Source organism: Fundidesulfovibrio agrisoli (assembly GCF_022808715.1).
GTDB classification, from domain to species: domain Bacteria; phylum Desulfobacterota; class Desulfovibrionia; order Desulfovibrionales; family Desulfovibrionaceae; genus Fundidesulfovibrio; species Fundidesulfovibrio agrisoli.
Genome location: NZ_JAKZKX010000023.1, coordinates 36,491 through 60,825, shown reverse-complemented (window position 1 = coordinate 60,825; position 24,335 = coordinate 36,491). Strand labels below are relative to the sequence as shown.

Below are 24,335 nucleotides of genomic sequence, written 5' to 3'. Positions count from 1 at the left end.
CCGCGCCCCCCCCCCCCCCCCCCCCCCCCCCCCCCCCCCCCCCCCCCCCCCCCCCCCCCCCCCCCGCCGGAGGCCCCTCCCCACTTTCAGGCTCCGGCCCGGGCCTCCGTGGCGCCGGACCGTCCGCTGTATTTGAAGAACATCGGCCAGTCCGGCACCACGGAGGCCCGGGCCAGACCCGGTGCGGCTCACCCCGCAAAAGAGACGCGGCAGCCGTGCAAGGCCCAACCCGCCTGCATCCCCTTCTTCCATCCCTAGCCGTCGGGGGGCCTTGGCAGTCATGAACATCGTCACCGTCCGCCGCATCAGCCAGGCCTTCTTCCTGCTGCTGTTCCTCTGGTTCTGCGTGGCCGCCACGGTGGGGCCGCAGTGGTGGCAGCTGCGCGGCTGGCCCATCAACTGGATTCTCAGCCTGGACCCGCTCACGGCGCTCTCCACCCTGCTCTCCACGGGCACGCTCTACGCGCCGCTCTTCTGGGCGGTGCCAGCCGTGGCGCTCACCGCCGTGCTGGGGCGCTTCTTCTGCGGCTTCGCCTGCCCCCTGGGCACCCTGAACCAGCTGACCGGCTGGCTCGCCCGGCGCGGCAACACCCGCGAGGCCCGTGAAGCCAGGGTGCAGGGCAACGCCCACCACAGGCTGCAATCCTTCAAGTACCTGCTGCTGGCCTTCTTCCTGGCCTGCGCGGCCCTGGGCTCGGTGCAGACGGGCCTGCTGGACCCCCTGCCCCTGCTGCACCGCTCCATCAACCTGACCATCCTGCCGCTGGCGGACGCGCACTTCCAGGCGCTCAGCGACGAGCCCCGGGCCTACGAATCGGCCTGGCTGATCGGCGCGGTGCTCCTGGCCGTAATCGGGCTGAACCTGCTGCGGCCGCGCTTCTTCTGCCGCTTCCTCTGCCCGCTGGGGGCGCTGTTCGCCTTCGCCGGGCGCTTCTCGCCCTGGCGGATGGGCAAGGCCGAGGCCCACAAGTGCGGCGACTGCCGCCTGTGCGAGGAATACTGCGAGGGCGGCTGCCGCCCCTCGGGCGAGATCATCAGCAGCGAGTGCGTGTTGTGCATGAACTGCCTGAAGCGCTGCCCTGCGGGACGCATGGGCTTTTCCGTAAGCCCCCCGGCCGCCGGCTCACTGCCCATGCCCGCCATCTCGCGGCGCGGAGCCCTGGCCGCCGTGGCCGCCGGAGCCCTGAGCGCCCCGCTGTGGCGCGTGGGAGCGCTGGGCGCCGCCGACCGCGACCCGTCGCTCATCCGCCCGCCCGGCTCCCTGGACGAGGAGCGCTTCCTGGAGCGCTGCATCCGCTGCGGCCAGTGCATGCGGGCCTGCCCCTCCAACATCATCCAGCCCGCGCTGCTCCAGGCGGGCGTACAGGGCCTGTGGACCCCGGCGCTGAACTACCGCATCGGGCGCAGCGGCTGCCAGCCCAACTGCGTGGCCTGCGGCAACGTCTGCCCCACGGCGGCCATCCGGCCCCTGAGCCTGGAGGAGAAGCACGGCGTGGGCGAGTACGCCCAGGCCGGGCCGGTCCGCTTGGGCGTGGCCTTCGTGGACCGCACCCGCTGCCTGCCCTGGGCCATGGACCGCCCCTGCATCGTCTGCCAGGAGCTCTGCCCCGTGAGCCCCAAGGCCATCTTCACCCGCGTGGTCTTCGAGGCAGTGCGCGGCGGGCGCGTGGCCGCGGTCCGCCTGGCGGGCGAGGCCCTGGACGTCACCGGCCAGCTTCCCCAGGGAATCAACCTGGGCAGCGGCGACTACGCCGTGCGCCCGGCCAACGCCCCGGACGCCACACCCAGGCGCATCCTGGCCCAGTCCGGCTCGCGCCTCACCCTGGACCGCCCGCCCGCAGGCTGGGCGGACCCGGCCCCCGGCGACAAGCTCGACGTGGTGGTGCGGCTGCAGCGCCCCTTCGTGGACCCGGCCCGCTGCATCGGCTGCGGCATGTGCGAGCACGAGTGCCCGGTTTCCGGACTGCGGGCCATCCGTGTCACCAGCGAGAACGAATCGCGTTCGCGCTCCGGGCGGATGCTGGCCTGAGCTTGCAATTCATCCGGCACCGTATATTAGGAATGAATCGAATCACGCTGACAATGTCTTGCGTTCACGCCGATTGCGGCGGGGAGGTCAACGTATGAGCGACACGGGCAAAAAAGCGGGATTTTCCCGCAGGGACTTCCTCAAGGCGGCCGGAGCCACCGGCCTGGCGGCGGGCGTCAGCCCGGCCGCGGCCCTGGCCGCGCAGGACGCGGCCCCCCAGCCCGGTACCATGCCCAAGCGCAAGCTGGGCAAGACCGGGGTGGAGGTTTCGGTGCTGGGCCTGGGCGGCATGTTCGACACCATCAACAACCAGCTGCTGCTCAAGCAGGCCCACACCTGGGGCGTAACCTACTGGGACACGGCCGAGGCCTACGGCAACGGCCTCTCCGAGGAGGGCTTCGGGCGCTACTTCAGCCGCAACCCCAACGCCCGCAAGGATATCTTCCTGGTCACCAAGGTCGTGGCCAAGCAGGGCTCGGACTACACCGCCCGCCTGGACGCCGCGCTCAAGCGCCTCCAGACCGACCACGTCGACCTGTTCTTCATCCACGCCATCTCCGGCATCGACGAGATGACCCAGTACAAGCAGTGGGCCGCGGACATGAAGAAGGCGGGCAAGATGAAGTTCTTCGGCTTCAGCACCCACACCAACATGGAAGACTGCATGCTGGGCGCGGCCAAGATGGACTGGATCGACGCCGTCATGGTCACCTACAACTACCGGCTCATGCAGACGCCCAAGATGCGCGAGGCGCTGGACGCATGCGTCAAGGCGGGCGTCGGCGTGGTGGCCATGAAGACCCAGGGCGGCGGCCCGGTGAAGACCGACTCCGAGGCCGAGCTCAAGATGGCCGGGCGCTTCATGGAAAAGGGCTTCACCGACAAGCAGGCCAAGCTCAAGGCCGTTTGGGAGGAGCCCGCCATCGCGAGCATCTGCTCCCAGATGCCAAACCTGACCATCCTCTCGGCCAACGTGGCCTCCGCCAGGGACAAGACCGCCCTGGCCCGCGAGGACGTGCTGGTGTTCGGCGAGCTGGCCGAGGCCACCAAGTGCGACTACTGTGCGGGCTGCGGCAGCATCTGCCAGGGCGCCGTGGGCGGGCTGGTGGCCGTCAACGACGTGATGCGCTGCCTGATGTACTACCGCGACTACGGCGACCAGGACCTGGCCCGCGAGGTGTTCGCCTCCCTGCCGGAGGAGACCCGCGCCAGGATGCTCGATGTGGACTACGCCAAGGCCGAGAAAGCCTGCCCCCAGGGCCTGGCCATCGCCGAACTCATGCGCGAGGCCAAGACGCTGCTGGCCTGAGCCTGAGACCGATCCGCTGCTGACGCAATGAAAGAAGGCGGCCCGGTCTTGTGACCGGGCCGCCTTTTCAATCTGCGGCGCACCGGCTTCAAGCCTCCGCGCCCGCCTCGGGGTGCCCGCCGGGGGAAGGCATGGGCAGCAGGATGGTGAAGGTCGTGCCCTTGCCAGGCGAGGAATCGACCAGCAGTTGCCCACCGTGCATCTCCGTGATGATGTTGTAGGAGACGAACATACCCAGGCCCGTGCCCTTGCCCGGGTCCTTGGTGGTGAAGAAGGGCTCGAAGATGCGCTTGCGCACCTCGGCGTCCATGCCTGGGCCGTTGTCTTGGAGGGCGATGCGCATGCGGTCTCCGTCAGGGCGCACCTGGATGCTCAAGGTGGGCTCCTCAGGGCTTTGGCCGCCGGAGGTCATGGCCTGCATGGCGTTGAGCAGGATGTTCAGGATGACCTGCCCGATCTTCGTGGGCGAGCAGAGCACGGGGGTGCAATCGGGCGCGTAGCTTTTCTCCAGCTTTATCTTGCGGAAATCGTAGCGTTTCTTGAGGTCGTAATCGTTGGATATCATGTCCAGGACGTTATCCACGATGGCCGGAAGCCCGCACAGGGAATGATCCTCCTCGCTCTTGCGGCTGAACTCCAGCATGTTCCTCACGATGGTTCCGGCCCGGCCGCAGGCCTCGCGGATGTGCTCCACCGATTCGAGGATGCCCCTGCGCTTCATGTAGGCCGACATTGCCTCGAAATCGAGGCCCAGCTCCGCGGCCGCCGCCTTGTTGGCCGTCAGGCCCTCGAACAGGCGGCGCTGCAGGTTCTGGGATGACTGCATGATGATGCCCAGGGGGTTGTTGATCTCGTGGGCCATGCCCGCCGCCAGCACGCCCAGCGACATCATCTTTTCCGCCTGGACCACCACGTCCTGCATGCGTTTGAACTCGGTGATGTCCCGCAGGGAGCCCACAATGAACTCCTGGCCGGCGGAGTCCGTGTACCGGGTCTTCTGGGTCAGCAGGGTGTGGGGCGCGCCGCGGGCGTCGGTGATGGTCTCCTGCCGTACGGGCGCGTTTCCCTCCCGCAGCACGGCCCTGTCCTCGTTGCCGTAGGCCAGGGCCACATCCTCGGGGAAGAGTCCCTCGTCGGTCTTGCCGATGAAGTCCTCCGGCTTGCCGCCCGCCAGCTCCGCGCAGGCGTTGTTGAGCAGGATGTAGCGCAGGGAGGCGTCCTTTACGAAGACAGGGTCCTTCATGGCGTTGATGACGGCCAGGAAGAAGTCCCTCGACTGCTCCAGGGCGCGTGTGCGCTCGCGCACCATTCTGCTCAGGCGTTTGTTGAATACAAGCAGCGTCCCTCCAACCATGCATCCAGCCAGGAACACGGCCACGCCGATGGTGAGCATGTCGCGAACCTGCCTGCGCTCGCGGTCGCTCTGGGCCTGCTTGAGCTCGGGGTAGAGCCACCCCTCCAGACTGAAGCCGGGGGCCAGCAAGCCGAGGCGTTCGTAGGTTTGGGCGATGTGCTGCCAGCGCGCCGGGTTCATGTGCCCCACTTCCACGAGCTCGGGCTGAATGAGGTCGCGCATGGCCGCCGCCTCATACAACAATTCATCGCGGGTGCGCTGAGTGGGGTAATTTTTCAGGATCACGTCCACCATCTCCTCGGGGTGGTCCATGGCGTAGCGCCACCCTTCGGAAACCGCGCGCAGGAAGGCCTCCACCCTGCGTGGGTGCTGGGCGATCTCCTCCTCGGAGGTGGTCAGGCAGTCGCCGTAGAAGTCCACGGCGTACTGGTTGGGGACGATGATCCCCGGCGTCACCCCCCGCCGCTCCATGGTGTAGGGCTCGTTGGTGATGTAGGCGCTCATGGCGTCCACCGTGCCGTTGATGAGCGGGTCTATGCTCCAGGTGTGGGGCACGGTGATGTAATCCTTGGCGTAGACGCCCTCGTTGGCGAGCATGGCCCTGCATTCGGGGTCCGTGGGATCGGTGAACATGATGCGCTTGCCCGCGAGGGACTGCGGGGTGGTCAAGCCGCTGTCGCGCCGGGTGAGCAGGATGTTCGGCGAGTGCTGGAAGATCGCGGCCAGGGCCACCACCTTCACGCCTTTCTGGCGCAGCAGCAGGATGGCGGTGGAGTCCACCGCGTAGTCGGCCTGGCCGGTGAACAGCCGCTCGGAGGGCGTGAGGCCGGGGACGCCTTCGACAAGCTGGACGTTCAGGCCCTCCTTGGCGAAGAAGCCTTTCGTCACGGCAGCATAGTAGCCCGCGAACTGGAACTGGTGCTTCCATTTGAGCTGGAGGCGCACATCGGTGAGCAGGCCCGGTGGTGAATTGGACGGTTCGGCGGCTAGGAGAGGGCTGGCCTGGAGCGGGAGGCTTGCGAACAGGACCGCGATAACCATCACGGCCCGGAGGATCAGGGCGGACAGGCCCGCGCCGGGCGATGCCCCCCAGCGGGCCAGGCTCGAACGCCGGGTGCGGGCAGGAATCGCGCCCGGGAACCCGGAGTGAGAATCGGAGGACGAAGCTGCGATGTCCATGCAGCCTAGTCGCAGTACCCGACTGTCGTTGTCAAGAACCGCTCCCCAGGCACGGGGGGAGCCGGTCAGGGGCGGATGGCGTAGCGGCCGTTCGACGCTTCCGCAGACTGCAGCGGGAAGCGGAGCGTGAACCGGGTGCCCCGCTTCGCTTCCACTCCGAACTCGCCGCGCAATTGCCCCGCGAGCAGCTTGACGATCTGAAGCCCCAGGGTTCCCGCCGCGAAAGGATCGAAGTCCTCGGGCAGCCCGACGCCGTCATCCTCGAACACAAGGGACAGGCTGCCGTCGCGCAGGGACACGTCCACGCGGACCACCCCCTTGTCACGGCCGTTGAAGGCGTGCTTCAGGGAATTGGTGGCCAGCTCGTTGACCAGCAGGCCGAACGGGATGGCCTGATCGATGTTCAGGCCCACGCCGGAGGCAGAAATCTCCACCCGTATGTCCCGGTTTCGGCTGAAGGAAGACACCAGGCGGGGCAACAGATCCCTGAGGTAGCCCTCCACCTCTATCCTGGAAAACGTATGCGTGCGGTAGAGCTGCTCGTGGATCAGGGCCATGGATGCCACCCGGCCCCGGCTTTCCGCCAGCACCTGCAAGGCGGCCTCGTCCTCCAGGTTCATCTCCTGGAGGCTCAACAGGCTGGAGACGATCTGGAGGTTGTTCTTCACCCTGTGGTGTATTTCGCGCAGCAGCAGCTCCTTGTCGCGCAGGGAGGCCTCGGTGGCCTCCTCGGCCATGAGCCGATCCAGCTCCCCGCTGGCGCGGACTGCGACCAGATGCAGGATGGACTCCGCCAGACTGATGTCTTCCAGGGGGCGTTGCCCGATAACCGCGATAAGCCCCGTCGCCTGCCCCGAAGCGTTGCGCAGCGTGATGCCGGCGTAGCTCTCGGCCTTTATTTCGCGGAGCACGGGATCGCCGGGGAACAGCTCGCACACGTTCTGCGGGAAGCAGCATACGTCCCGGTCCACCACTTCCGCGCAGGGGGTGTCCTTGAGGGCGTAGGTGATGTTGTCCTCGAAGACGCCCTGGTGGTAGACCGCCAGGGTGCGCGCATGCTGGGCGTCGCCGTGCAGCCTGTCGATGCAGACGAACTCCATCTCCAGGGTCTCGGAGAGGAACTCCGCCAAGGTTTCGAAAAATCCGCGCCCGCCGCCAGGCTCCGAACTGGTGGCCAGGAAGGTCAGGGCCTGCTCCATGACGCGGCGTTCGGTTATGTCGCGGAAGATGCCCATCAGGCAGGTCACCCCGCCAAGCTCCAGCTTGCTCACCCGGATTTTCACCAGGCGCACGCGGCCGCTGGCGGCGACAACACGGGTCTCAAGCGCCTCCTCCGGGTTCTGGACGTGCCTGACGAAGCCCCTGCTGAAGCCGCCCTGGACTTCGCTCTCGGGATGCAGGCTCCGCTGGTGGGAGCCGACGAGCTGCTCCCGAGGCCTGCCGAAGTAGGCCTCGGCGGCCTTGTTGCAGTCCACGATGATGCCGGAATGGGCTTCGGCCACAAGAACCGGGTCGGACATTTCGCTGAAAAGCGCCCTGTAGCGCTCCTCGTTCTGGCGCAGGGCTTCGTGCGTGTGGATCAGCTCAGCACTGCGGCTGTCCACCAGATGTTCGAGGTTCTGGCACAGGAAGTCGTTGTGCAGGATCATGCCCAGCAGGGATGCCGATGAATCCAGGCCGGCAAGCAGGCCGCCGAAGCGGTCCGGAGCCTCCACGCCGAACAGGAAGAGCGCGCCCATGCGCTCGCCCGCATAACACAAGGGGACGACCACCATGTTCGAGGCGCGCATCTCCCGCAGAAACACCGCCTCCTCGCCGCGCGCGTGCAGGATGTCGATGGCCGTGGACTGAAGGTAGTCATGCGAAAGCACGGCCAGCCCTTCCATGTCCTGATGCGTGGCGATCCATCCCGCCTGGAGCGGGATCGCGGCCGCGAGCCTGTGATGGTTCAGCCCGGAGTGTTCAAGGCATTCGATCAACAGGACGGCTTTCGCGCCGGTCAAATCCTGAATCGCCCGGGCGAGCTGGCCGCCGCACTCCCCGGGTCTGCCTGCCAGGGCCATGCCCTTGCCCACGACACTCAAAAAACGGTCCGAAAATGTCGCACTGCTCATAGAGATTCCATATACTGACGCCGCACGGGACGTAGCTGGATTGCGGCGGGCGGGGCTGGCCAACCGCGAGTGCTGAAAAGACCTCTCACCCATTATTACATCAAATCGTAACAATAAGCAATTGCCGGTCAGCATATATTGGTAATCAACCGATGGCGCCGCGTGATTGAAAGGAACCCGGAGCGGCATCGCGCGCGAATGGATTGCCCCGGCGGCGCCACGATAGTGTCGCGGAGAAGACCCCGCCCTGGACGAGGCGCGCCCTGCGGCCAGACGAGGCGGGCCCGGCGGGCGAGTGAGGCCGGGCCTTTTCTGGCGGGGTGAGATTGCCAGAACCATACTTCGCTTGTATGGATTGGCATGCCCGTCAACAACACCGAGCCCTTGTCCGTGTACGCCGCGGGGCCGGGCTACGCGCCCTGCCTGGCGGCCATGATCCTGGATTCCAGCCGCGCCCATCGGCTGCGCGGCTTCATCGAGCACATCCTGGACCTGCCCAAGCCCAAGGCGCTGCGCCTGCTGGCCCGGCTGGCGGCCCACCCGGCCCAGCTCTGCGGGCGCATCGGCAACGCTTACGTGGCCCTGGTGGACGGGGTGTGCTCCGGCATGGTCACGGTGCGCCCGGCCGGGCGCCTGGAGGAGTTCCCCTTCTCGCCCGAGGCCCTGGCCGAGGCCGGTGCCGCCGAACGCCTGGGCGGCGCATGGCTGGAGGGCGCGCTCAAACGCCAGCGGGCCTTCACCGGAGCGCTGGCCGGGGCGCGCGGCCCAGCCCCTGCGGGAACATGGTCCGTGGAATATCTGGCTGTACGCTACGAGAACCGCAGCGCGGGCGTAGCCAGGGCGCTGCTGGGCCGCGTGGCGGCCGAGGTGCGGGATGCGGGCGGAAACGCCCTGGAACTCTACTGCGAGGCCGGAAATCTGCGGGCCGAGGCCATGTGCTCGGCCCTGGGCTTCGAGCCGGCAGGCCCTCCCGGAAATCAGGAGGCCTGGAGCCTAAGACTGATGCGCAAGGCGCTCTGAGGGCTCAGCCCTCGCCGCCTGCTTCCTGTGCGTCGTCCTGTGCGGGTTTGCGGCGTTTGCGCTCCTTGTGGGCGTCACCGAAGGCGCGGCACTCCCAGGGGAAGATTTCGCGGGCCTTCTCCACGGCGATCCCCTCCACCGCATCGTACCATTGGCGGAATTTGTCCACCAGCAGCCTGCCCGCCGGGGTGAGGTTGTGCCCGCCCTTCTTGCTGCCCGCCTGCTCGATGAGCATCACGCCCAGCACCTTCTCCGAGGCGCGTATCTTGCCCCAGGCCGCCCGGTAGGACATGCCCAGCTCCTCGGCGGCCTTCTTGAGGGAGCCGTTGCGCTCCACGGCCTCCAGGAGCATGCCCCGGCCCGTGCCGAAGAACATGCCCTCCTCGGTCTCCAGCCAGAGGCGCAGGCGCACCACGGGCGGCTTGACGCCACCGAGGCTCATGCGCCGCTCCGGCGGCGGCCGGGACCGGACCGCGCTGCTGAAAAATCCCTGCTCATTGTGTTGATCCTAACATACATCCGCCCCGAAAAACAGATGGGCTCGAAGGGGAAATCCGGGCCGCGCGGCAGCCTGGACGCCGGCGGCCGCTTGACACCCGCCCCGCCCCGGGCAATGGGTCTTCAATGAGCGGTTCGCCGCGCCGGTGCGCGCGGCTCCCCGGTTTCCCTCACCTACACGGCAAAGGCAGGTTCCGATGCCCTCTACCCACGGCGCACCATTCGGCAGACGCCGGTTCATCGCGGCGGGGCTCGCGGCCATCTGCGGCTGTTGCCTGCCCCTGGCGGGCTGGGCTTCCCCGCCTGCCTATTGCCAGGCCAACCGGCAGCGTATGCTTGCCGAGTTCGCCGGGGTATGCGGCGAGGTGGGCCAACTCCTCGCGCCCAGCACGGACAGGTCCGGCGCCGTGGCCCGCGACGCCATGGAGGCCTTCGCGCCCATGATCGAGGCCATGCCCGAGATAGGCGGCGAGGCCAACCGCAACCAGCCCTACATCGTATACGCGGGCTGGCTCGCGGCCATATCCAAGGCCATGAAGGCCCAGGGCCTGACGGCTGCGGACGCCGGACGCCTGTATTACGACATCTGCCTGGAGAGCCTGCGCTCCATGCCCCCGTCAGCCCTCGCCGCCGCCGGGGAGGCCTTTTTCAGCCCGGAAGGCTACGCCGCCACGGCGGCCTGGGCGGAGTGGACCCACCTGCGCACCTACCCGGGGGACTGGGTCGCGACCGTGTGGCTGGGGGACGGCCGGGATTTCGACATCGGCCTGAACTACAGCGAGTGCGGCGCGCTCAAGTTCTTCCGCTCCCAAGGGGAAGAGGACGTCGCGCCCTACTTCTGCATCAACGACTTCCCCCGCTCCAGCCTCCAGGGCACGGGGCTTGCGCGCGAGAACACCCTGGCCCAGGGCGGCGCGGTCTGCGACTTCAGGTACAAGAAGGGACGCCCTGTGGCCCAAAGCTGGGAAACGGAGGCCCCAAAGCTCAAGGATCGCTTGAAGTCGGCCGGGTAGGCCGCCGGCCCTCGGCGACGGCCCTTCCCCCCCCCCAGACCCGAAGGCGGGGGCCGCTGCCTCCGCCGCCGCACAGCCCCGGTGGCGCGGCTGACCGCGTCCGCTTCCCGCCGCTCCATCATGGAGCGGCTACCGCCCTCATGGCCTTCCGTCCAGCCTGCCGGATGCCTTTGCCAAACTCCCTCTATCCCAAGGGTGGGGTTTCCCCCATTGCCCAGGGCCGATATGCCGTGACAAAATGATTCGTCGCGCCGGATCTCACGGGATGCGGGGCGCTATTTTTTTCGGGACGAGGCATCTGGCGGACAAGTCCGCATCCCTGCGTATCCAACACGTTTCCAGGTGTGAGTCATGATCGTCAAGTGTCCAATATCCAAGCTGAAACCTGGCATGTATATCGCCAACCCGGGCCTCTCGGGCCAGAGCAACCCCCACGTCTACCTCTGTGAAGGCCTCCTTGCCGACGAGGCGAGCCTCGAAAAATTAGCACAGCCCTATTGCGACGCGTACATAGACACCGAGCAAGGGTCGTATTTCGAGGAGCACCCTGAAGAGAAGGCCGACTTCGAGTCCCTATTCAACTCCATCGTCTTTTCCGGCGGCCGGGACGACAACGGCGAGCAAAGCCTGGACGACATCCTGGAAAACCTCAGGGCTGCGGACGCCAATTACACGGAGATGCTGGAGCAATACAAGGCCATCGCCAAGAGGATGCACGGTGCGCAGACTGTGGACGTGGCGGCCTGCGAGAAGCTGACGGAGTCGCTGGTGGTCTCGGAGGAGAAGATGCTCCTGGCCCTGCTGCTCGTATCGCGCATGCGCACCTCGGACCCCTACGCCTACACCCACAGCCTGAACGTCTCCATGCTCGGGGTGATGGCCGCCAGGGCCATGGGGTACGGCCAGGACACCCAACTGGTCTTCGGCATGTCGGGCATCTTCCATGACATAGGCAAGACCCTCATACCGGACAGGATACTCAAGAAATCCGGCAGGCTGACCACGGCGGAGTTTGAGGAGATCAAACGCCACCCCGTGTACGCCAGGAGACTGCTCTCCCAGCACCGGGACATGCCGGAGGATGTGGTGCACGTGGCCCATGAACATCACGAGCACCACGACGGCTCGGGCTACCCGCGAGGCATCAAGGGTGTCGAGATCAACCGGGTGGCCGCAGCCATCAGCGTGCTGGACACCTATGACGCGCTGCGCTCGGACCGTTACTACAAGGAGGCCGTCAGCTCGCACAAGGCCATCTGCGTGGTGTACAGCCTGCGCGGCAAGTCCTTCGACCCGCACCTGACGGACAAATTCATCAAGACGGTGGGCATATATCCCGTGGGCACCATCGTGGCGCTGGAATCCGGGATGAAGGGCATCGTCACCAGGCAGAACGGCGACAACCTGCTTCGCCCCCACATCAGGGTGATCCTTGACGGGAACAACCGCTATTGCGAACGGCGCGACGTCAACCTGCTCGACGAGGACACCAAGGGCCCCTACGCCATCAGGGACACGCTCACCAACAAGGAATGCCGGATACACGTCTCATCGCTCATGTGCTGATCGAGCGGACCGCGCCCGCGCCGAGGCCTTACCTGGCCGCTATGGCCGAGTCGAAGAACTTGCCCACCCCGTACTCCCGCCTGCGGAAGAACTTCTCCGGGTTGGGGCCGATGATCTGCATTTCCGGGTGGGTGCGCTGCATGTCCAGGGCGATGTGCATCTCCTTGGTGCAGCCGGTGGAGAAGGTTGCGTCCTTCCCGGCCCAGACCGGCGGCACGGGGCGGCCCATGAGCACGAAGGCCTGCTCGATGTCCTCGTAGGTCTGGAAGCGCCACACGTTTATCAGCCCTGAACGCTGCACCTTCTCCCACATGAACATGAGGTCGTCGGCGTCGAGGCCTTCCTCGAAGTGCTCGGCGGGGTTGATGACGTAAGTGCCCGCCAGGCGCGAGCGCAGGTGTTTGACGAAGGCGGTGAGGATGGCGATGGCCGTCTCGGTCTCGTGGGGCACGGAGCCCACGATGGCCGAATAGAACATGATGGTCTTGCCCGCGGCCCTCTCCGAGCGCATCCTGCTGATGATGGCCTCGGCCTTGGCCGTGATCTCCGGCTCGGTGAACACCCGCAGCGTGGCGGGCTTCATCTTGGCCTGCACCTTGAGCGCTCCCTGGTCGTCCTGGTGCACGCAGAGCACGTCGCGCGTGAACTCGGTGCGCGTGAGCATGAGCCGCCTGTGGTTCAGCACGCCCTTGGCGATCACCAGGTCGCACTCCTTCCATGCGCGGGCGAAGGTCACGCTGACCTTGTAGAGGTTGAGGCGCTCGCGGCTGCCGTCGGATATCACCAGGAGGGAGTTCTCCTTGATGGCCTGCAGCAGCGCGTTCTTGGTCATCTGGTTGCCGCTCCAGAACCGGGCCTCGGCGAGGCTCTGACTGAGCACCGGGTCCTCCTCGGCGTCCCAGACCGTGGGGGCGTCGAAGTAGAACCCCTCCTTGAGGGCCAGGATCACCCTGTGCCCCATGCTGATGAGCACCTTGACCACCCTGATGTCGAACATCAGCCCGCCCGCGTTCTCGGGCATGTAGAGGATCTTCATGGACTTCGGGCGGTTTGGGTTCAGCACGCGGCGAAGGTCGTCGAAGGAGCCCGCCGCCAGCATGTGCTTCTCCACCTCCTCGATGCCGGGCTCGAACTGGTCCTTCTCCCAGATGTCGGTCCACACCGAGAGCGCCAGCAGGCGCGAGATCTCCAGCATGTCCAGCTCGAAGCGCAGATCCTGGATGGAGCCGCAGCTGGCCACGAAGCCCGGGCAGGCGTTGAGCGCCGTCTGCATGGAGAGGGTGTCCATGAACTGGCGGGCGCGGCGGTTGAGGGTGCGCCTGCGCTCGCGGTAGGGGTCGTCCTGGCCGGACTGGGCCAGGAAGATGGTGGTCAGGCGCTTGAGCAGGCGCGAGGGGATCATCACCGGGGCGTTCACGGCCTGGCGGTACTTGTGGTCGCACAGCGCCAGGATCATCATCTTGTCGTACTGGTTGGAGCAGTGGGTCTCGATGAGGTCCATCACCTGCCGCCAGACCTTGGCGTAGGCCTCCAGCAGCGCGGGCTCCTGGGTTTTCTCCAACAAGGAGCGCAGCATCTCGTCCGAGCAGGGCACGTAGTTCTCGTCCGGCCCCAGGTGCACCATGAAGCGGATCTGCTCCGGAGAGGCGTTGCGCGTGGGGTCGATGCTGTACTCGATGTGGTTCTCGCTCATGAAGTGGATGAGCCAGGCGTCGAGCAGGGGGTCCTTGCCGTAGCGCAGGTCTGCGGGGGAACTGGTGGTGGGCAGATTGACCGGGCTCATGGCGTGCCTACCTTTCCCGGATGAATCCCTTGTCCAGGAGTTTGCGGAAATAAGAGTGGCGGCCCACGGCGGCCAGGCGCAGGGGCTTGGGGGCGCGGCGCACGCGCACCCAGTCGCCGGGCAGCAGGGGGAAGGCGGTCTGGCCGTCGCAGGTGAGCACTGCGTCGGCCGAGGCCTCCTCCACGTTGATGTCGAGGTACCTGTCGGTGGGCAGCACGATGGGCCTCAGATCGCACAGGAAGGGGCAGATGGGCGTGAGCGTCAGGGTGTGCAGGTCCGGGTGGACCAGCGGGCCGCCCGCGCTCATGGAGTAGGCCGTGGCCCCCGTGGGCGTGGAAACGACCATGCCGTCGGCCCGGAAGGTGCCCAGGCGCTCACCGCCGTAGCTGATGGTCACGCGGATCAGGCGGGCCATGGCCCCCCGGGCCACAACCACGTCGTTCACGGCCCCGCACTGGAACACCCGCCGGTTCTCGCGGGCCACCTCGCAGGAGAGCATCATCACCTTGTTGACGCCGAAGCCCTTGGAGACCACCTGGGCCAGGGGCTCTTCCCAGCCCTCGGCGCACAGTTGGGAGAGAAAGCCCAGCCGCCCCAGGTTGATGCCAAGCAGGGGCACCGCCTCGGACATGAGCTTGCGCGCCACGCTTATCATGGTGCCGTCGCCGCCGAGCACCACGGCCAGTTCGGGCACGCCCCCGCCCCCGGTCAGGGAGGCGGCGTCGGCGCAGCCGTCCACGTCGGTCTTGTTCAGGACGATGCGCGGGGAGGCCCCCAGGTCGGAAATGATATCCGCCACCTCGTGCGCGAGGCTCATCACGGATGGCTCGCCGGACTTGGCGACCACGAGGACATTGTGTACTGCTGGCTGCATGCCAGCGTTACTAGAGGAAAGCGCAGCCCGCTTCAAGCCGTATCGCGCCTTCCGGCCCATTCAGGACGCATTCGGCCCCAATTGCCCCGAGGGGAATTTTTTTTGCCCGAGGCCCTAAAGTATTCTGGGGCAATGGACGATAACTGCTGTGACGAGTGAGGAGAAAGAAATGTCCGCCAACCCCGCCCTGGTCAGGAACATGCTGCGCACATACGGGCGGCAGGCCACCACGGCGAGGCGGCTGGCGCGCTACAAGCGAACGCTGCGCGCCGCCGGGGCCGAGGACCAGGTGGCCATCTCCCGCGAGGCCAGAAGGCGCGAACTGGTGCACAAGGTCGCCGCGGAGATTGTTGAGAGCCTCATCGTCACCGGCTCGGAAAACCCCGTGGTGGAAGACATCAAGAGGGAATTGGAAAGAACCTTCAAGACCGCGTTCATATTCGCCTATCCCCCCGAGGATCAAGATTTGCAAATCTTCAAGGTCCTGGGCGAAAACAACGCGGTGGAAGCGACCGGAAACGAGCGCGTGAGGATTCTCGAGGCCCTGTGGCACATCGCGCTGGAGAAGGTCGACGAAACGATGATTTAGTCGGAGTAGCTCGTGCGGTCCGGGAGACCGCTGGCTTAGACGTTCCGCAGGCGGGCCGCCTTGGGAGACGGTCCCTGTCCAATCAGGAGACTGCGTGAACGCCTTGGCGGATCAGGACCGCCGGGGAGGGGATAATGGACATCAAGAAAATACTTGGAGGAGTAAGCCCGTACAGTCGAACCCAGGTGGACAAGGGTGACAGCACCTCCGCCTCTTCGAGGTTGGAGCGCGCGAAAGCCCGGGTCAGGAGTACTTCCGCCGAAGGAGACAAGGTATCCGTATCCTCGGATGCGCTGCTGGTGGCCGAGGCCGCCAAAGCCGCCGAGGAGTCGCCTGATGTGCGGGTGGATCGCGTGGAGGCCCTGCGCCAGCAGGTGCAGACAGGCACCTACACCCCCGATTCCCGCAAGATCGCCGAGAAGCTCGTGCAGAGCGATCTGGAGTTTTTGCGGAGTTGACGGGCCCGGCCCGTCGTTATTTGAATCAGCGCGTCCGTGGACCGTGTGAAGCGCGGTCCACGGGCGCTTTGTCGCGCCCTCGGAATGCGCGGGATGAAGGCCACCCTGCGGGCCGCCCCGCCGTTCCATGAAAAAACATCCACCAATCCCCCCTGCCTGCTGACACGCCCCCCCCGAGGTGATAGCTTATCGGCCCACTCCATGCCCCGGGCGGCTGTGCGTGCTGTTATCCCTCTGTCTCAAAAGGAGGTTGCATCATGACCAGAACAGTTCCCACTCTCCTGGAAAAGTGCGCCTTGCCCCCTGACGTGTCCGAGACGCTCGAAGGCGTCGTGATGATGACCGCCCTGCGGGTCAAGGAGATCCGCGAAAGGCAGCGCAAGGAGGGGCATTTCGACTGCTTCGGGCGGGCCGCCTCCGGATACTGCGACCAGCACCAGTGCATCTACCACGCGGAATGCACGAGCATCTCACTGGCCATGCCCGAACTGGCGGCCACCTGACGGCCCTCGCGCAAGGCTTGGCCGCGCCTGAACCACTGAGATCAAGGAGGAAGGCGATGTTCAAACCCATTCCGGGCCTGCCCCCCGACGTGCTGGCGATCGAAGCCATAGGCAAGGTCACCCACCAGGACTATCAGGAAGCGCTGATCCCGGCTGCGGAGGCGTTGATGGCCAAGGGGCCCATCCGGGTGCTCTTCGTCGCCGGGCCGGACTTCACGGGCTATGACCTCGAAGCGCTGTGGGACGACGCCGCATTCGGCTCCAAGCACTGGCGCGACTTCTCCCGCATGGCCATAGTGGCGGACGTGGGCTGGATGCGCGCCGCCGTGAGCATGTTCAAGCCTTTCTTCCGGGGCGAGGTCGGGCTGTTCAGGGTCTCGGAACTGGACGAAGCCAAGGGGTGGATCGTCGCGAGGGAGTGACCCAGGCGGCAAGGGGACTCCCCCCGCCCGGGTTGGACGCCGGGCCGGACGGCAGCAAGCGCCCGGCCTGCCGGTTCGCAAAAAGCCGCCGCCTCACAAGCGGATGCATCGGGACTTGGGGCACTGCCGGACAGAGCGGTCGGGGGATGACTCGGGAGATGATGGACTGGCGGACGCGCCGGCGAGGGCGTGCGCCCGCGCGAGCCCCGCGGAAGGGTTCGCGGCAGAATGGGAAGGCTGGGGCTGCTAGGGCGCGGTGTCTTCTTCGCCCTGTTCAGCTGCGCCCTGCTCCGCCGCCGGCGGAGCGTGCTCACTGGGGCAGTAGCGGCTGGGGTATTTGGCGTCGGTCTGGGGCACCTGAAGGCCCACGCGGCTCTGCATGTTCACGATGACCGGGCCGGTGAGGTTGAGCGTGGTGTCTTGCGGACGGCCCTGGGGGATGGTCACCGTGACCAGCACCATGACCTGGCGGATGTTCTCGATGCGCAGGATCTTGCGTTCGGCCTCGCCCACCACCACGTCGTATTCGCTGATGAAGCCGTAAGGGTCGGCCACGAGCAGGCCGAGCCTCGGGTCGTTCATGCTCTGGAGGATGAGGAAGGGGGAATCCTCGCGCACCTGCACCAGGGTGAACTCCCTCTCCTGCTCGAAGCCGATGAGGCCGCGGGGGAAATGGATCACCCTGTCCTGCGGGATGGTGAGCACCCCGATGCGGCTTTGGATCACCCGTTCTTGTTTTTTTGCCATAACGCCGCCGCCGCAAGAACGTCCTGTTGATCTGCTTCCAGAGCCATGCGGTTCTGCTCCAACACGCGCAGGTATACTTCTTCCCTGTATACCGGCATTTCCTGGGGCACTTCAAGGCCGATCTTGATCTGCTTGCCTTGCACCCCAAGTACGGTGATCTTGATTTTGTCGCCCAGGTGGATGGACTCCCCCGGCCGACGCGTCAGTATGAGCATTCCCGCCTCTTATACGCGACCATTCCCGCGCACCCTAGTGCGCCGCATCCGCCTTGTCAACGAATCATTCCAGCCCTTTGCCGTCACAGATAATTCATCAGGCTCAGGTTCATGATCATGGAGGTCGACTTCAGGACGGACTGATACGCGAGCTGCTGCTGCGCAAGCTTGGTCATCAGCGCGGAGATGTCCACATCCTCGATGTTGGAGAGCTGCTCGCTCTGGTTGTACTGCAGGTTGTCGAGCACGCTGGTGGCCACGGTGAGGCGGTTTTCGCGTCCGCCCACGTCGGCGGCGTAGTTCAGGATGTTCTGCTTGGAGGATCGAAGATCCGCCAGGCACTGCTGCACGCCCGACTGGTTGTTGGTCTCCAGGAAGGCGACCAGCTTGCCCGCCGTCTCGAAGAGGTTGGAGGCTCCCGACGACCCGGCCACCACCACGGGCGCGTAGTGGTTCGAGGAGGGGTCCTTGTAGAGGCCGCCGAAGATGTTCTTGCCGATGCCGTTGACCGCCACGGACTCCGTGGGGGAGATGTCCACGTAGATCTTGGCCTGGCGGGGGTGCACCACGAACATGTTGCCAGCCAGCAGCGTGTTGCCCGCGTTGGAGTGCAGGGTGAGCACGCCGCCGGGAAGGTTCAGGCTGGCGCTGCTGGCGAATGTGTCCGGCGTGGAGGTGTTGGACTGCACCCAGCTGGCCCCGCCGTCCAGGCTGTAGGAATAGTGCACGTCGCCCGCCAGGGTGCCGGCCTGGTCGATGCGCACGATCACGTTGCCCGTGAAGCTGCCGGAGGCCGTCCCGGTGATCTTGGTGCCCATGCCCTGCAGGGGGTCCACGCCGACGTAGTCCTCGTCGTCGCCCTTGTAGCGCGCCGAGGGCCTGATCCACATCCAGGTGCCCTTGGAGTCGTTGGTGTCCGTGGCGCTGGTGGCCACCACGGTGGTGCCCCGGTCTATGTCCATGGAGACGCCGCCCAGGTCCATGTGCAGCTTGCTGGAGGCCGGGCCGGGGTCGGTCACGGCGCCCTGCACCCAGGTCTTGCCGCCGTCGGTGGTGTAGCGGTAGCGGCTGCCCGCTGCCAGGGCGCCGCCGTCCAGGTATTGGACCAGCACGGTGCTCTGGCTGGAGCCGTTGATGGTGAAGCCGCCGTTGGAGACCACGCCCGCCTGGTTCACGGAGAGGGAGAGGGTCTCCTCGAAGGCCTCGGCGTTGGTCTTGTGCCCGGCGAAAATGGACTTGCCGTCGAACTGGGTGTTGGCCAGGCCCACAAGCTGCTCGAAGAGCTGGCGCGCCTCCGAGGCGATCTGCTGCCGGTTGTCCGCGCTGAGGGTGCCTGTGGAGCCCTGCTCGGCCAGCTCGGAGAGCCTGGTGAGCACGGTGCTTACCTGGCTCATGGTGCCGTCGGCCAGGGTCAGCCAGCCTTTGGCCGCGTTGATGTTGGTCTGGTACTGGTCGATGGCCGAGAGGCTGTTGCGGTAGCCCAGAATCCTGGTCATGCCCACGGGGTCGTCCGAGGGGCGGTTGACCTTCTTCTGGCTGGAGGCCTGGAGGTTGGACTCCATGAGCTGCCCCAGCGAGGAGTTCATGTAGGTCAGGCTGGCGGAGTAGATCTGCTGTTGAGCGACGCGCAGGGCCATGGCGTCCCCCCTTCTATTGCTTGAGGCCCAGCACGGTCTGCCACATCTGGTCGGCGGTGGAGATCATCTTCGCCGCTGCCTGATAGGAATGCTGGAACTTCACAAGGTTAGACATCTCTTCGTCGAGGTTCACGCCCGAGACGGCCAGTTGGCGGTTGTTGAGCTCCGTGGCCAGCGAGTTCTCAAAGTCGTAGTTGAACTTTGCCTTCTCGGTGTCCACGCCCACCACGCCTACCAGGCTGTTGTAGTAGTCCCCCAGGCTCTGGCTGGTGGGGGCGTCGAAGCTGGTGCGGATGGTCACGTTCTTGTTGGCCAGCTCCGCCAGGGCCTTGGCGGTGGTGTTGTCGCCGGGGTTGGACTCGCTGGCCCCGTTGATGTGCCCGGCGTTGACGAAGTTCGTGTTGGAGCCCACCAGCGGGTTGAGCGTCATGGTGTGGATGTCGGAGCCGTCGAAGAACGTGTTGACGCCCAGGGCTGCGTACAGCCCGGTGGAGTCGGTGCCGAAGCCGAAGGAGTACCCCGGCTTGGAGTCGATCTGCAGCTTGTTGTTGCTCACGCTGGCCGTGAGGAAGCTGCCGAAGGTGTTGTTGATGGCGTTCACCACGTCGTTCAGCGAATGCTTGGTGGGGTCGAAAAGCTGCGTGCCCGGCTGGGCGGGGTCGAAATCCAGGAAGCCGTTGGACACGCAGGCCCCGGTGGCCGAGTTGTACACGTAGAGCGTGGAGGCCCCGGCCGAGAGCTTGGAGCCGTAGGCCAGGCCCGAGGCGTCGGAGCCCAGGGCCAGGTTGGCGTTGCGGACCTGGTAGGTGCCCGTGGTGTCGTTGAACATGGTCAGGCCGGAGCCCTGGCTGTGGATCCTGTTTGTCTCCCAGATGAGGGAGTTGGCCAGTGATTCCAGGCGTTCCTTGTAGCGGCCGATGTTGTAGTCGCGCAGCTCGAACTCGCCCGCCAGGGAACCGCCGGTCAGGCGGCTCGTGTTGTCCTGCCCGTTGAAATAGGTCTGGGGCGTGATGTTCACCGGCGTGGAGGCCGACTGGTACCAGTACAGCGCGGTCTTGGGCACCACGGTGAAGGTGTCGCCCGCCTGGAGGGTGCCCGTGGGGGTCACGCCCGCGTTGGACTGGGCCCCGAAATAGATGGAGAGGTTGCCCACGCCCACGCTCTGGGCCTGGGGCCTGGCCGAGAAGGTCTTGATGGCCCCGGAGTCGCTGCGCAGCCAGGTCACGCCGCCGTCGAGCGACACCTGGAACTGGGCGGCCGGGTTGCCGTTGGAGACCACGCCGCCCTGCACCACCCGGATGGTGTACTCGAAGGAATCCGACCCGGAAAAGCCCACGGTGCCGTTGAAGTCGGAGCCGGGCAGGAGGTTGCGGGTGACCTTGCCGTTCTCGAGCTTGAGGTCGAAGGCGCTGCCGCCGTCCACCAGGGTGTGGCCCGCGCCGGTGAGCACCGTGAAGTTGCCGCCGCCGTTGTCGATGGTCTTGATGTCCATCAACTGGGCCAGGGCGCGCACCTTGATGGCCCGCTGGTCGTAGAGGCCGTTGGCGTTGTTGTTGCCGGGGTCGTCGTGCACGGCGATCTGCTGGTTGATGGCCGCGATGTCCTTGACGAGGTTGTTGGCGGCGGTGACGTCGTCGGCGATGCTGGCCTCGGTCTGCCGCTGCAGGTCGTCGAGGTCCGCCGCGGACTGGCGCAGGATGGACATCAGGTTCTGCGCGTCGGACAGGATGTTCTGCCGCTGGGGATAGTTGGACGGGTCCAGGCTGAGGTTCTGCCAGTCCTGGAAGAAGGAGGCCAGGCTCTTGGAGATGCCGTCGTTGGAGGATTCGTTGAAGGTCGTCTCCACGGACTGCATGTTCTGGTACAGCACGTTGTAGCGCTGGCTGGACGAGGAGCGCAGGTTGTAGGCCTGTTCGATGTACTGGTCGAACATCCTGACGATCTCGGACGCCTTGACGCCGGTGCCCATCTGGCCCGGCGAGGAGTCGATGTACATGTCGTCCTTGTAGACGACGCGCTGCCGGGAATAGCCGACCGTGTTGACGTTGGCTATGTTCTGGCCCGTCACCTCGATGCCTATCTGCGAGGCGTTCAGGGCCTTCATGCCCGTGTTGAGCAGCGAGGTGATGCCGGCCATTACAGGGCTCCCCTCAGCATGGCGGGCGCGGGCTTGGTGCTCTGGAAGGCCCCGCGCGGGCCGTAGCCGGGCTTATTGGCCGTGAAGGACTTCTTGAAGAGGTCCACGTAGCCGGTGGACTGGTCGAAGAGGGCCAGAGCCAGGCTGTAGCTCTTTTCGGCCTGCTTGGCGCTGGCCTGCTCCAGGGCGTCGATCCTGTCCAGGAGCTCCTGCACGCGGGGCCAGTCCTCCCCGAGGGAGCCCGCCACGTGGCGCAGGCGCTGGGCCTGCGGGTCGATGGCCTGGACCATGCGCTTTATCTCCAGGCGCTCGGCCATGAGCTGGCGCATGAGCTCCTGGATGGAGAACTCCACCGCGCCCACGGACTGGGGCCTGAACTCCTTGAGGTGGGCAAACTCTTCCTGCTGGAGCGTGCCGAGCACTCTCAGGGCCTGATGCTGCCGGGTAAGATTTTCCAGTATGCGCCGGTTCATGGTCGTCTCCGGTTAGAGGTCCGGGATGGGCACCCTTTGCGGCTCGGCCTGGGCGAGCGTTGCTCCGCCTGGGCTGCCGGGGTTCACCGCCACGCCGTCGCGCCTGATCTCGAAGTGCACGTGCGGCCCGGTGGCCCTTCCCGTCTGCCCGACCTGTGCAATAACCTGACCAGCCTTCACGCTCTGCCCTTCCACCACGCCGTTGGCCTTGTTGTGGCCGTAGATGCTCACGGTGCCGTCGGCGTGGCGCAGCTCCACCATGTTGCCGTAGCCCCCCCTGCCCCCGGCGAAGGACACTACGCCGTCGGCGCAGGCGCGCACCGGCGAGCCCTCGGGCGCGGCGATGTCCACGCCGCTGTGCCAGGCGCGCTGGCCCGTGAAGGGGTCGCGCCGCCAGCCGAAGCCGGAGGTCAGCTCCCCCTGCACCGGGGTGGTGAAGCCCGGGGCCAGGGCCAGGGCCTTGTCCGCGCCCTGGAGGTACTGCGCGCCGGGCAGGCCCAGGTGCTGGGAGGGAGTGCCGTCGAGGGTTCCGGGGGCTTGCGCGGCCTGGGCCCTGGCGCGGGCCTCGGCCTCGGCCGTGGCCTGGGCGGCCGCCTGCATGGGGTCCACGGTTTCCCGGGTTTCCCGTGCGAAAGATTTGTCGGCCCTGGGCGCGGGCGCCGCCGGGGCCTGGGCCTGCTCCTCGCCGCCGGAGGCTTGGTCGGGCCGGCCCATGCCGATTTTGTTGGAAAGGGGTGTGGCGGCGTGCTGGCCCATCCGCTTGCCGGCCTTCTTCTCCGCCGAAGGGGCCGAGAGCCTTTCCGTGCCCGACACGTGCAGACCCGGACGGTTCTGGGCGCCGTCCTTGGGGTCGGCGGTCTGGCCCTTGGCGGCGAGCTGCTGGCGCATGAAGTCGGCCAGGCCCATGCCGCCCTGCTTGGCCAGGGTCTTGGAGAGCTCCTCGTCGAACATGGCGACGTACTGGTCCTCGTGCTTGCCGTGGAGCAGGCCGTCCTTGGGGATGGAGTTGCGCATCTCCTTGAGCATCTGGCCGATGAACACCGCCTCGAAGCCCTCGCAGGCCTCGTTCAGCTTGGCGTCCTTGGCGGGCCCCGGGGTCACTCGCTTGCGCAGGGCGTCCATGGCCGTCTTCTTCTGGACGTCCAGGAGCTGCTCCGGCTTGAGCGACGTTTCCGGGGCCACGGCCATGCTAGATCACCTCGAGGTCCGCGTGCAGGGCGCCCGCCGACTTGAGCGTCTTGAGGATGCTTATCAGGTCGCGCGGGGTGGCGCGCAGCACGTTGAGGCCTTCCACCAGCTCCTGGAGGGTCGCGCCTTCGACCATGCGCAGCTTGCGGTTCTCCTCCTTGGTGTTGATGCTGGTCTCGGGGGTGGCCACGGTCTGCGCGCCGATGGGCGCGAAGGGCAGCGGCTGCGACACCTCGGCCGATTCCTGGATGAGTATCTGCAGGTTGCCGTGGGTCACGGCGGAGCGGGTCAGCTTGACGTTGAGGCCCACCACCACGGTGCCGGTCTTCTCGTCCACCACCACGCGGGCCTTGTTGTCCGGGGTGACCTCCAGGTTCTCGATGGTGGCCATCAGGGGAACGAGGTTGCCCTTGTACTGCTCGGGGATGTCGAGCTTGATGGTGGAGGCGTCGGTGGCGCGCGCGAAGCTGCCGCCGATGCTCTGGTTGATCTTCTTGGCGATGGCCATGGACGTGGAGAAGTCCGAGTAGCCCAGGTTGATGGTCAGGTCGTGCTGCTGGTTGAAATCGAAGGGGATGGCGCGCTCCACGTTGAGCCCGCCGGGGATGGAGGCCACGGTGGTCACGTTCTTGGTGGCCGTGGCCGCCGCGCCCGCGGCCTGGAAGCCGCCCACGGCCAGCGGCCCCTGGGCCAGGCCGTAGAGTTCGCCGTCCACGCCCTTCATGGGCGTCATGAGCAGCACGCCGCCCAGCAGGCTGGAGGAGTCGCCCAGCGACGAAACGGTGACGTCCAGCTTGGTGCCGGGCCGGGCAGTGGCGGGCATCTGGCAGGTGACCATGACCGCGGCCACGTTGGCCGGGCGCAGGGTCCGCTTGTCCACGCGCACGCCCATCTTGTCGAGCATGTTCCAGATGGACTGGATGGTGAAGTCCGACCCGCGCTTGTCGCCCGTGCCGGAAAGGCCCACCACAAGGCCGTAGCCCACGAGCTGGTTGGTGCGCACGCCCGAGAAGGACGCCACGTCCTTGATCCTGGCCGCGCGCCCCTCCCCAGAGAACAGCGCGGCCAGGACAAGGCCCGTCAAGAGCAGTGTGGTCATGCGATGCCTGAACATGTCGATACCTCTGTGACCGTTGTGCGGTCCGCTGACGTTCGCCCCCTCCCCCGAGGTTGCTGAAGCGTCGGCTTCAAAATCGCGTTCACGCGTTCTGCCGGCTCGCCGGGGAA

The 24,335-nt window shown here is 66.4% G+C and carries 21 protein-coding genes; 9 read left to right on the top strand and 12 right to left on the bottom strand.

Annotated features, from left to right (window positions below; genetic code table 11):
- Positions 1-280: 280 nt before the first annotated feature.
- Both MLE27_RS14765 and MLE27_RS14760 read left to right on the top strand, forming a co-directional pair.
- Positions 281-2,029, top strand: a complete 1,749-nt coding sequence (locus tag MLE27_RS14765; protein ID WP_243312859.1) for a 4Fe-4S binding protein — start codon at positions 281-283, stop codon at positions 2,027-2,029.
- A gap of 94 nt (positions 2,030-2,123) precedes the next feature.
- The gene (locus MLE27_RS14760; RefSeq protein ID WP_243312858.1) at positions 2,124-3,338 is read left to right on the top strand and encodes an aldo/keto reductase; all 1,215 of its coding nucleotides are present in this window, start codon (positions 2,124-2,126) and stop codon (positions 3,336-3,338) included.
- Between the two features lie 88 nt (positions 3,339-3,426).
- On the opposite strand, the gene MLE27_RS14755 is transcribed toward MLE27_RS14760, so the two are convergent.
- Positions 3,427-5,871 carry an ABC transporter substrate-binding protein gene (locus MLE27_RS14755; protein ID WP_243312857.1) on the bottom strand — a complete coding sequence of 815 codons (2,445 nt, stop codon included), beginning with the start codon at positions 5,869-5,871 and terminating at the stop codon, positions 3,427-3,429.
- A 65-nt stretch (positions 5,872-5,936) separates the two neighbouring features.
- Complete coding sequence (locus MLE27_RS14750; protein WP_243312856.1) at positions 5,937-7,985, bottom strand: sensor histidine kinase; 2,049 nt, start codon at positions 7,983-7,985, stop codon at positions 5,937-5,939.
- A 360-nt stretch (positions 7,986-8,345) separates the two neighbouring features.
- Between MLE27_RS14750 and MLE27_RS14745 the strand changes: the two genes are divergently transcribed.
- Positions 8,346-9,005: a GNAT family N-acetyltransferase gene (locus MLE27_RS14745; protein ID WP_243312855.1), complete on the top strand. Its 660-nt coding sequence runs from the start codon at positions 8,346-8,348 to the stop codon at positions 9,003-9,005.
- A gap of 4 nt (positions 9,006-9,009) precedes the next feature.
- Here MLE27_RS14745 and MLE27_RS14740 read toward each other — a convergent pair whose 3' ends face one another.
- Entirely contained in the window at positions 9,010-9,447 is a 438-nt protein-coding gene (locus MLE27_RS14740; RefSeq protein ID WP_243312854.1) for a winged helix-turn-helix domain-containing protein, read from the bottom strand.
- A gap of 253 nt (positions 9,448-9,700) precedes the next feature.
- Here MLE27_RS14740 and MLE27_RS14735 point away from each other — a divergent pair, with 253 nt between their 5' ends.
- Both MLE27_RS14735 and MLE27_RS14730 read left to right on the top strand, forming a co-directional pair.
- A complete protein-coding gene (locus MLE27_RS14735) occupies positions 9,701-10,516 on the top strand; it encodes an L-2-amino-thiazoline-4-carboxylic acid hydrolase (RefSeq protein ID WP_243312853.1) in 816 nt (271 codons plus the stop codon).
- 390 nt (positions 10,517-10,906) lie between these two features.
- Positions 10,907-12,082, top strand: a complete 1,176-nt coding sequence (locus MLE27_RS14730) for an HD-GYP domain-containing protein (RefSeq protein ID WP_243312852.1) — start codon at positions 10,907-10,909, stop codon at positions 12,080-12,082.
- 28 nt (positions 12,083-12,110) lie between these two features.
- On the opposite strand, the gene MLE27_RS14725 is transcribed toward MLE27_RS14730, so the two are convergent.
- Positions 12,111-13,865, bottom strand: coding sequence for an ARMT1-like domain-containing protein (locus MLE27_RS14725; RefSeq protein WP_243312851.1), 1,755 nt, complete (start codon positions 13,863-13,865; stop codon positions 12,111-12,113).
- Positions 13,866-13,872: 7 nt separating this feature from the next.
- Positions 13,873-14,739, bottom strand: a complete 867-nt coding sequence (locus MLE27_RS14720; RefSeq protein ID WP_243312850.1) for an NAD(+)/NADH kinase — start codon at positions 14,737-14,739, stop codon at positions 13,873-13,875.
- A 169-nt stretch (positions 14,740-14,908) separates the two neighbouring features.
- On the opposite strand from MLE27_RS14720, the gene MLE27_RS14715 reads away from it, so the two are divergent.
- The 4 genes from MLE27_RS14715 (at position 14,909) to MLE27_RS14700 (ending at position 16,711) form a co-directional block, all read left to right on the top strand.
- Entirely contained in the window at positions 14,909-15,328 is a 420-nt protein-coding gene (locus MLE27_RS14715; protein ID WP_243312849.1) for a DVU0524 family FlgM-associated protein, read from the top strand.
- Positions 15,329-15,462: 134 nt separating this feature from the next.
- Positions 15,463-15,786 carry a flagellar biosynthesis anti-sigma factor FlgM gene (gene flgM / locus MLE27_RS14710; RefSeq protein WP_243312848.1) on the top strand — a complete coding sequence of 108 codons (324 nt, stop codon included), beginning with the start codon at positions 15,463-15,465 and terminating at the stop codon, positions 15,784-15,786.
- Between the two features lie 257 nt (positions 15,787-16,043).
- The gene (locus tag MLE27_RS14705; protein ID WP_243312847.1) at positions 16,044-16,289 is read left to right on the top strand and encodes a hypothetical protein; all 246 of its coding nucleotides are present in this window, start codon (positions 16,044-16,046) and stop codon (positions 16,287-16,289) included.
- A 56-nt stretch (positions 16,290-16,345) separates the two neighbouring features.
- Positions 16,346-16,711 carry a SpoIIAA family protein gene (locus MLE27_RS14700; RefSeq protein ID WP_243312846.1) on the top strand — a complete coding sequence of 122 codons (366 nt, stop codon included), beginning with the start codon at positions 16,346-16,348 and terminating at the stop codon, positions 16,709-16,711.
- A gap of 246 nt (positions 16,712-16,957) precedes the next feature.
- Here the strand turns inward: MLE27_RS14700 and fliW are convergent, their stop codons facing one another.
- The 7 genes from fliW to MLE27_RS14665 all read right to left on the bottom strand — a co-directional run bounded on the left by fliW (position 16,958) and on the right by MLE27_RS14665 (position 24,222).
- Entirely contained in the window at positions 16,958-17,458 is a 501-nt protein-coding gene (gene fliW / locus MLE27_RS14695; RefSeq protein WP_243312845.1) for a flagellar assembly protein FliW, read from the bottom strand.
- Positions 17,434-17,673 carry a carbon storage regulator CsrA gene (gene csrA / locus MLE27_RS14690; RefSeq protein WP_243312844.1) on the bottom strand — a complete coding sequence of 80 codons (240 nt, stop codon included), beginning with the start codon at positions 17,671-17,673 and terminating at the stop codon, positions 17,434-17,436. The genes fliW and csrA overlap by 25 nt, the downstream gene beginning before the upstream one ends.
- An 83-nt stretch (positions 17,674-17,756) precedes the next feature.
- A complete protein-coding gene (gene flgL, locus MLE27_RS14685) occupies positions 17,757-19,310 on the bottom strand; it encodes a flagellar hook-associated protein FlgL (RefSeq protein WP_243312843.1) in 1,554 nt (517 codons plus the stop codon).
- A 13-nt stretch (positions 19,311-19,323) separates the two neighbouring features.
- Positions 19,324-21,447, bottom strand: a complete 2,124-nt coding sequence (gene flgK, locus MLE27_RS14680; RefSeq protein ID WP_243312842.1) for a flagellar hook-associated protein FlgK — start codon at positions 21,445-21,447, stop codon at positions 19,324-19,326.
- The gene (flgN, locus tag MLE27_RS14675) at positions 21,447-21,920 is read right to left on the bottom strand and encodes a flagellar export chaperone FlgN (protein WP_243312841.1); all 474 of its coding nucleotides are present in this window, start codon (positions 21,918-21,920) and stop codon (positions 21,447-21,449) included. Before flgN ends, flgK begins: the two co-directional genes overlap by 1 nt.
- 12 nt (positions 21,921-21,932) lie before the next feature.
- Positions 21,933-23,108, bottom strand: coding sequence for a peptidoglycan DD-metalloendopeptidase family protein (locus MLE27_RS14670; RefSeq protein WP_243312840.1), 1,176 nt, complete (start codon positions 23,106-23,108; stop codon positions 21,933-21,935).
- A gap of 1 nt (position 23,109) precedes the next feature.
- Entirely contained in the window at positions 23,110-24,222 is a 1,113-nt protein-coding gene (locus tag MLE27_RS14665) for a flagellar basal body P-ring protein FlgI (protein WP_423747987.1), read from the bottom strand.
- Positions 24,223-24,335 lie beyond the last annotated feature (113 nt).

Bases quoted from the DNA above. Each gene is read 5' to 3' on its own strand.
- MLE27_RS14765 (WP_243312859.1), top strand. From the start codon at position 281: ATGAACATCGTCACCGTCCGCCGCATCAGCCAGGCCTTCTTCCTGCTG.
- MLE27_RS14760 (WP_243312858.1), top strand. From the start codon at position 2,124: ATGAGCGACACGGGCAAAAAAGCGGGATTTTCCCGCAGGGACTTCCTC.
- MLE27_RS14755 (WP_243312857.1), bottom strand. From the start codon at position 5,871: ATGGACATCGCAGCTTCGTCCTCCGATTCTCACTCCGGGTTCCCGGGC.
- MLE27_RS14750 (WP_243312856.1), bottom strand. From the start codon at position 7,985: ATGAGCAGTGCGACATTTTCGGACCGTTTTTTGAGTGTCGTGGGCAAG.
- MLE27_RS14745 (WP_243312855.1), top strand. From the start codon at position 8,346: ATGCCCGTCAACAACACCGAGCCCTTGTCCGTGTACGCCGCGGGGCCG.
- MLE27_RS14740 (WP_243312854.1), bottom strand. From the start codon at position 9,447: ATGAGCCTCGGTGGCGTCAAGCCGCCCGTGGTGCGCCTGCGCCTCTGG.
- MLE27_RS14735 (WP_243312853.1), top strand. From the start codon at position 9,701: ATGCCCTCTACCCACGGCGCACCATTCGGCAGACGCCGGTTCATCGCG.
- MLE27_RS14730 (WP_243312852.1), top strand. From the start codon at position 10,907: ATGTATATCGCCAACCCGGGCCTCTCGGGCCAGAGCAACCCCCACGTC.
- MLE27_RS14725 (WP_243312851.1), bottom strand. From the start codon at position 13,865: ATGAGCCCGGTCAATCTGCCCACCACCAGTTCCCCCGCAGACCTGCGC.
- MLE27_RS14720 (WP_243312850.1), bottom strand. From the start codon at position 14,739: ATGCAGCCAGCAGTACACAATGTCCTCGTGGTCGCCAAGTCCGGCGAG.
- MLE27_RS14715 (WP_243312849.1), top strand. From the start codon at position 14,909: ATGTCCGCCAACCCCGCCCTGGTCAGGAACATGCTGCGCACATACGGG.
- flgM (WP_243312848.1), top strand. From the start codon at position 15,463: ATGGACATCAAGAAAATACTTGGAGGAGTAAGCCCGTACAGTCGAACC.
- MLE27_RS14705 (WP_243312847.1), top strand. From the start codon at position 16,044: ATGACCAGAACAGTTCCCACTCTCCTGGAAAAGTGCGCCTTGCCCCCT.
- MLE27_RS14700 (WP_243312846.1), top strand. From the start codon at position 16,346: ATGTTCAAACCCATTCCGGGCCTGCCCCCCGACGTGCTGGCGATCGAA.
- fliW (WP_243312845.1), bottom strand. From the start codon at position 17,458: ATGGCAAAAAAACAAGAACGGGTGATCCAAAGCCGCATCGGGGTGCTC.
- csrA (WP_243312844.1), bottom strand. From the start codon at position 17,673: ATGCTCATACTGACGCGTCGGCCGGGGGAGTCCATCCACCTGGGCGAC.
- flgL (WP_243312843.1), bottom strand. From the start codon at position 19,310: ATGGCCCTGCGCGTCGCTCAACAGCAGATCTACTCCGCCAGCCTGACC.
- flgK (WP_243312842.1), bottom strand. From the start codon at position 21,447: ATGGCCGGCATCACCTCGCTGCTCAACACGGGCATGAAGGCCCTGAAC.
- flgN (WP_243312841.1), bottom strand. From the start codon at position 21,920: ATGAACCGGCGCATACTGGAAAATCTTACCCGGCAGCATCAGGCCCTG.
- MLE27_RS14670 (WP_243312840.1), bottom strand. From the start codon at position 23,108: ATGGCCGTGGCCCCGGAAACGTCGCTCAAGCCGGAGCAGCTCCTGGAC.
- MLE27_RS14665 (WP_423747987.1), bottom strand. From the start codon at position 24,222: ATGTTCAGGCATCGCATGACCACACTGCTCTTGACGGGCCTTGTCCTG.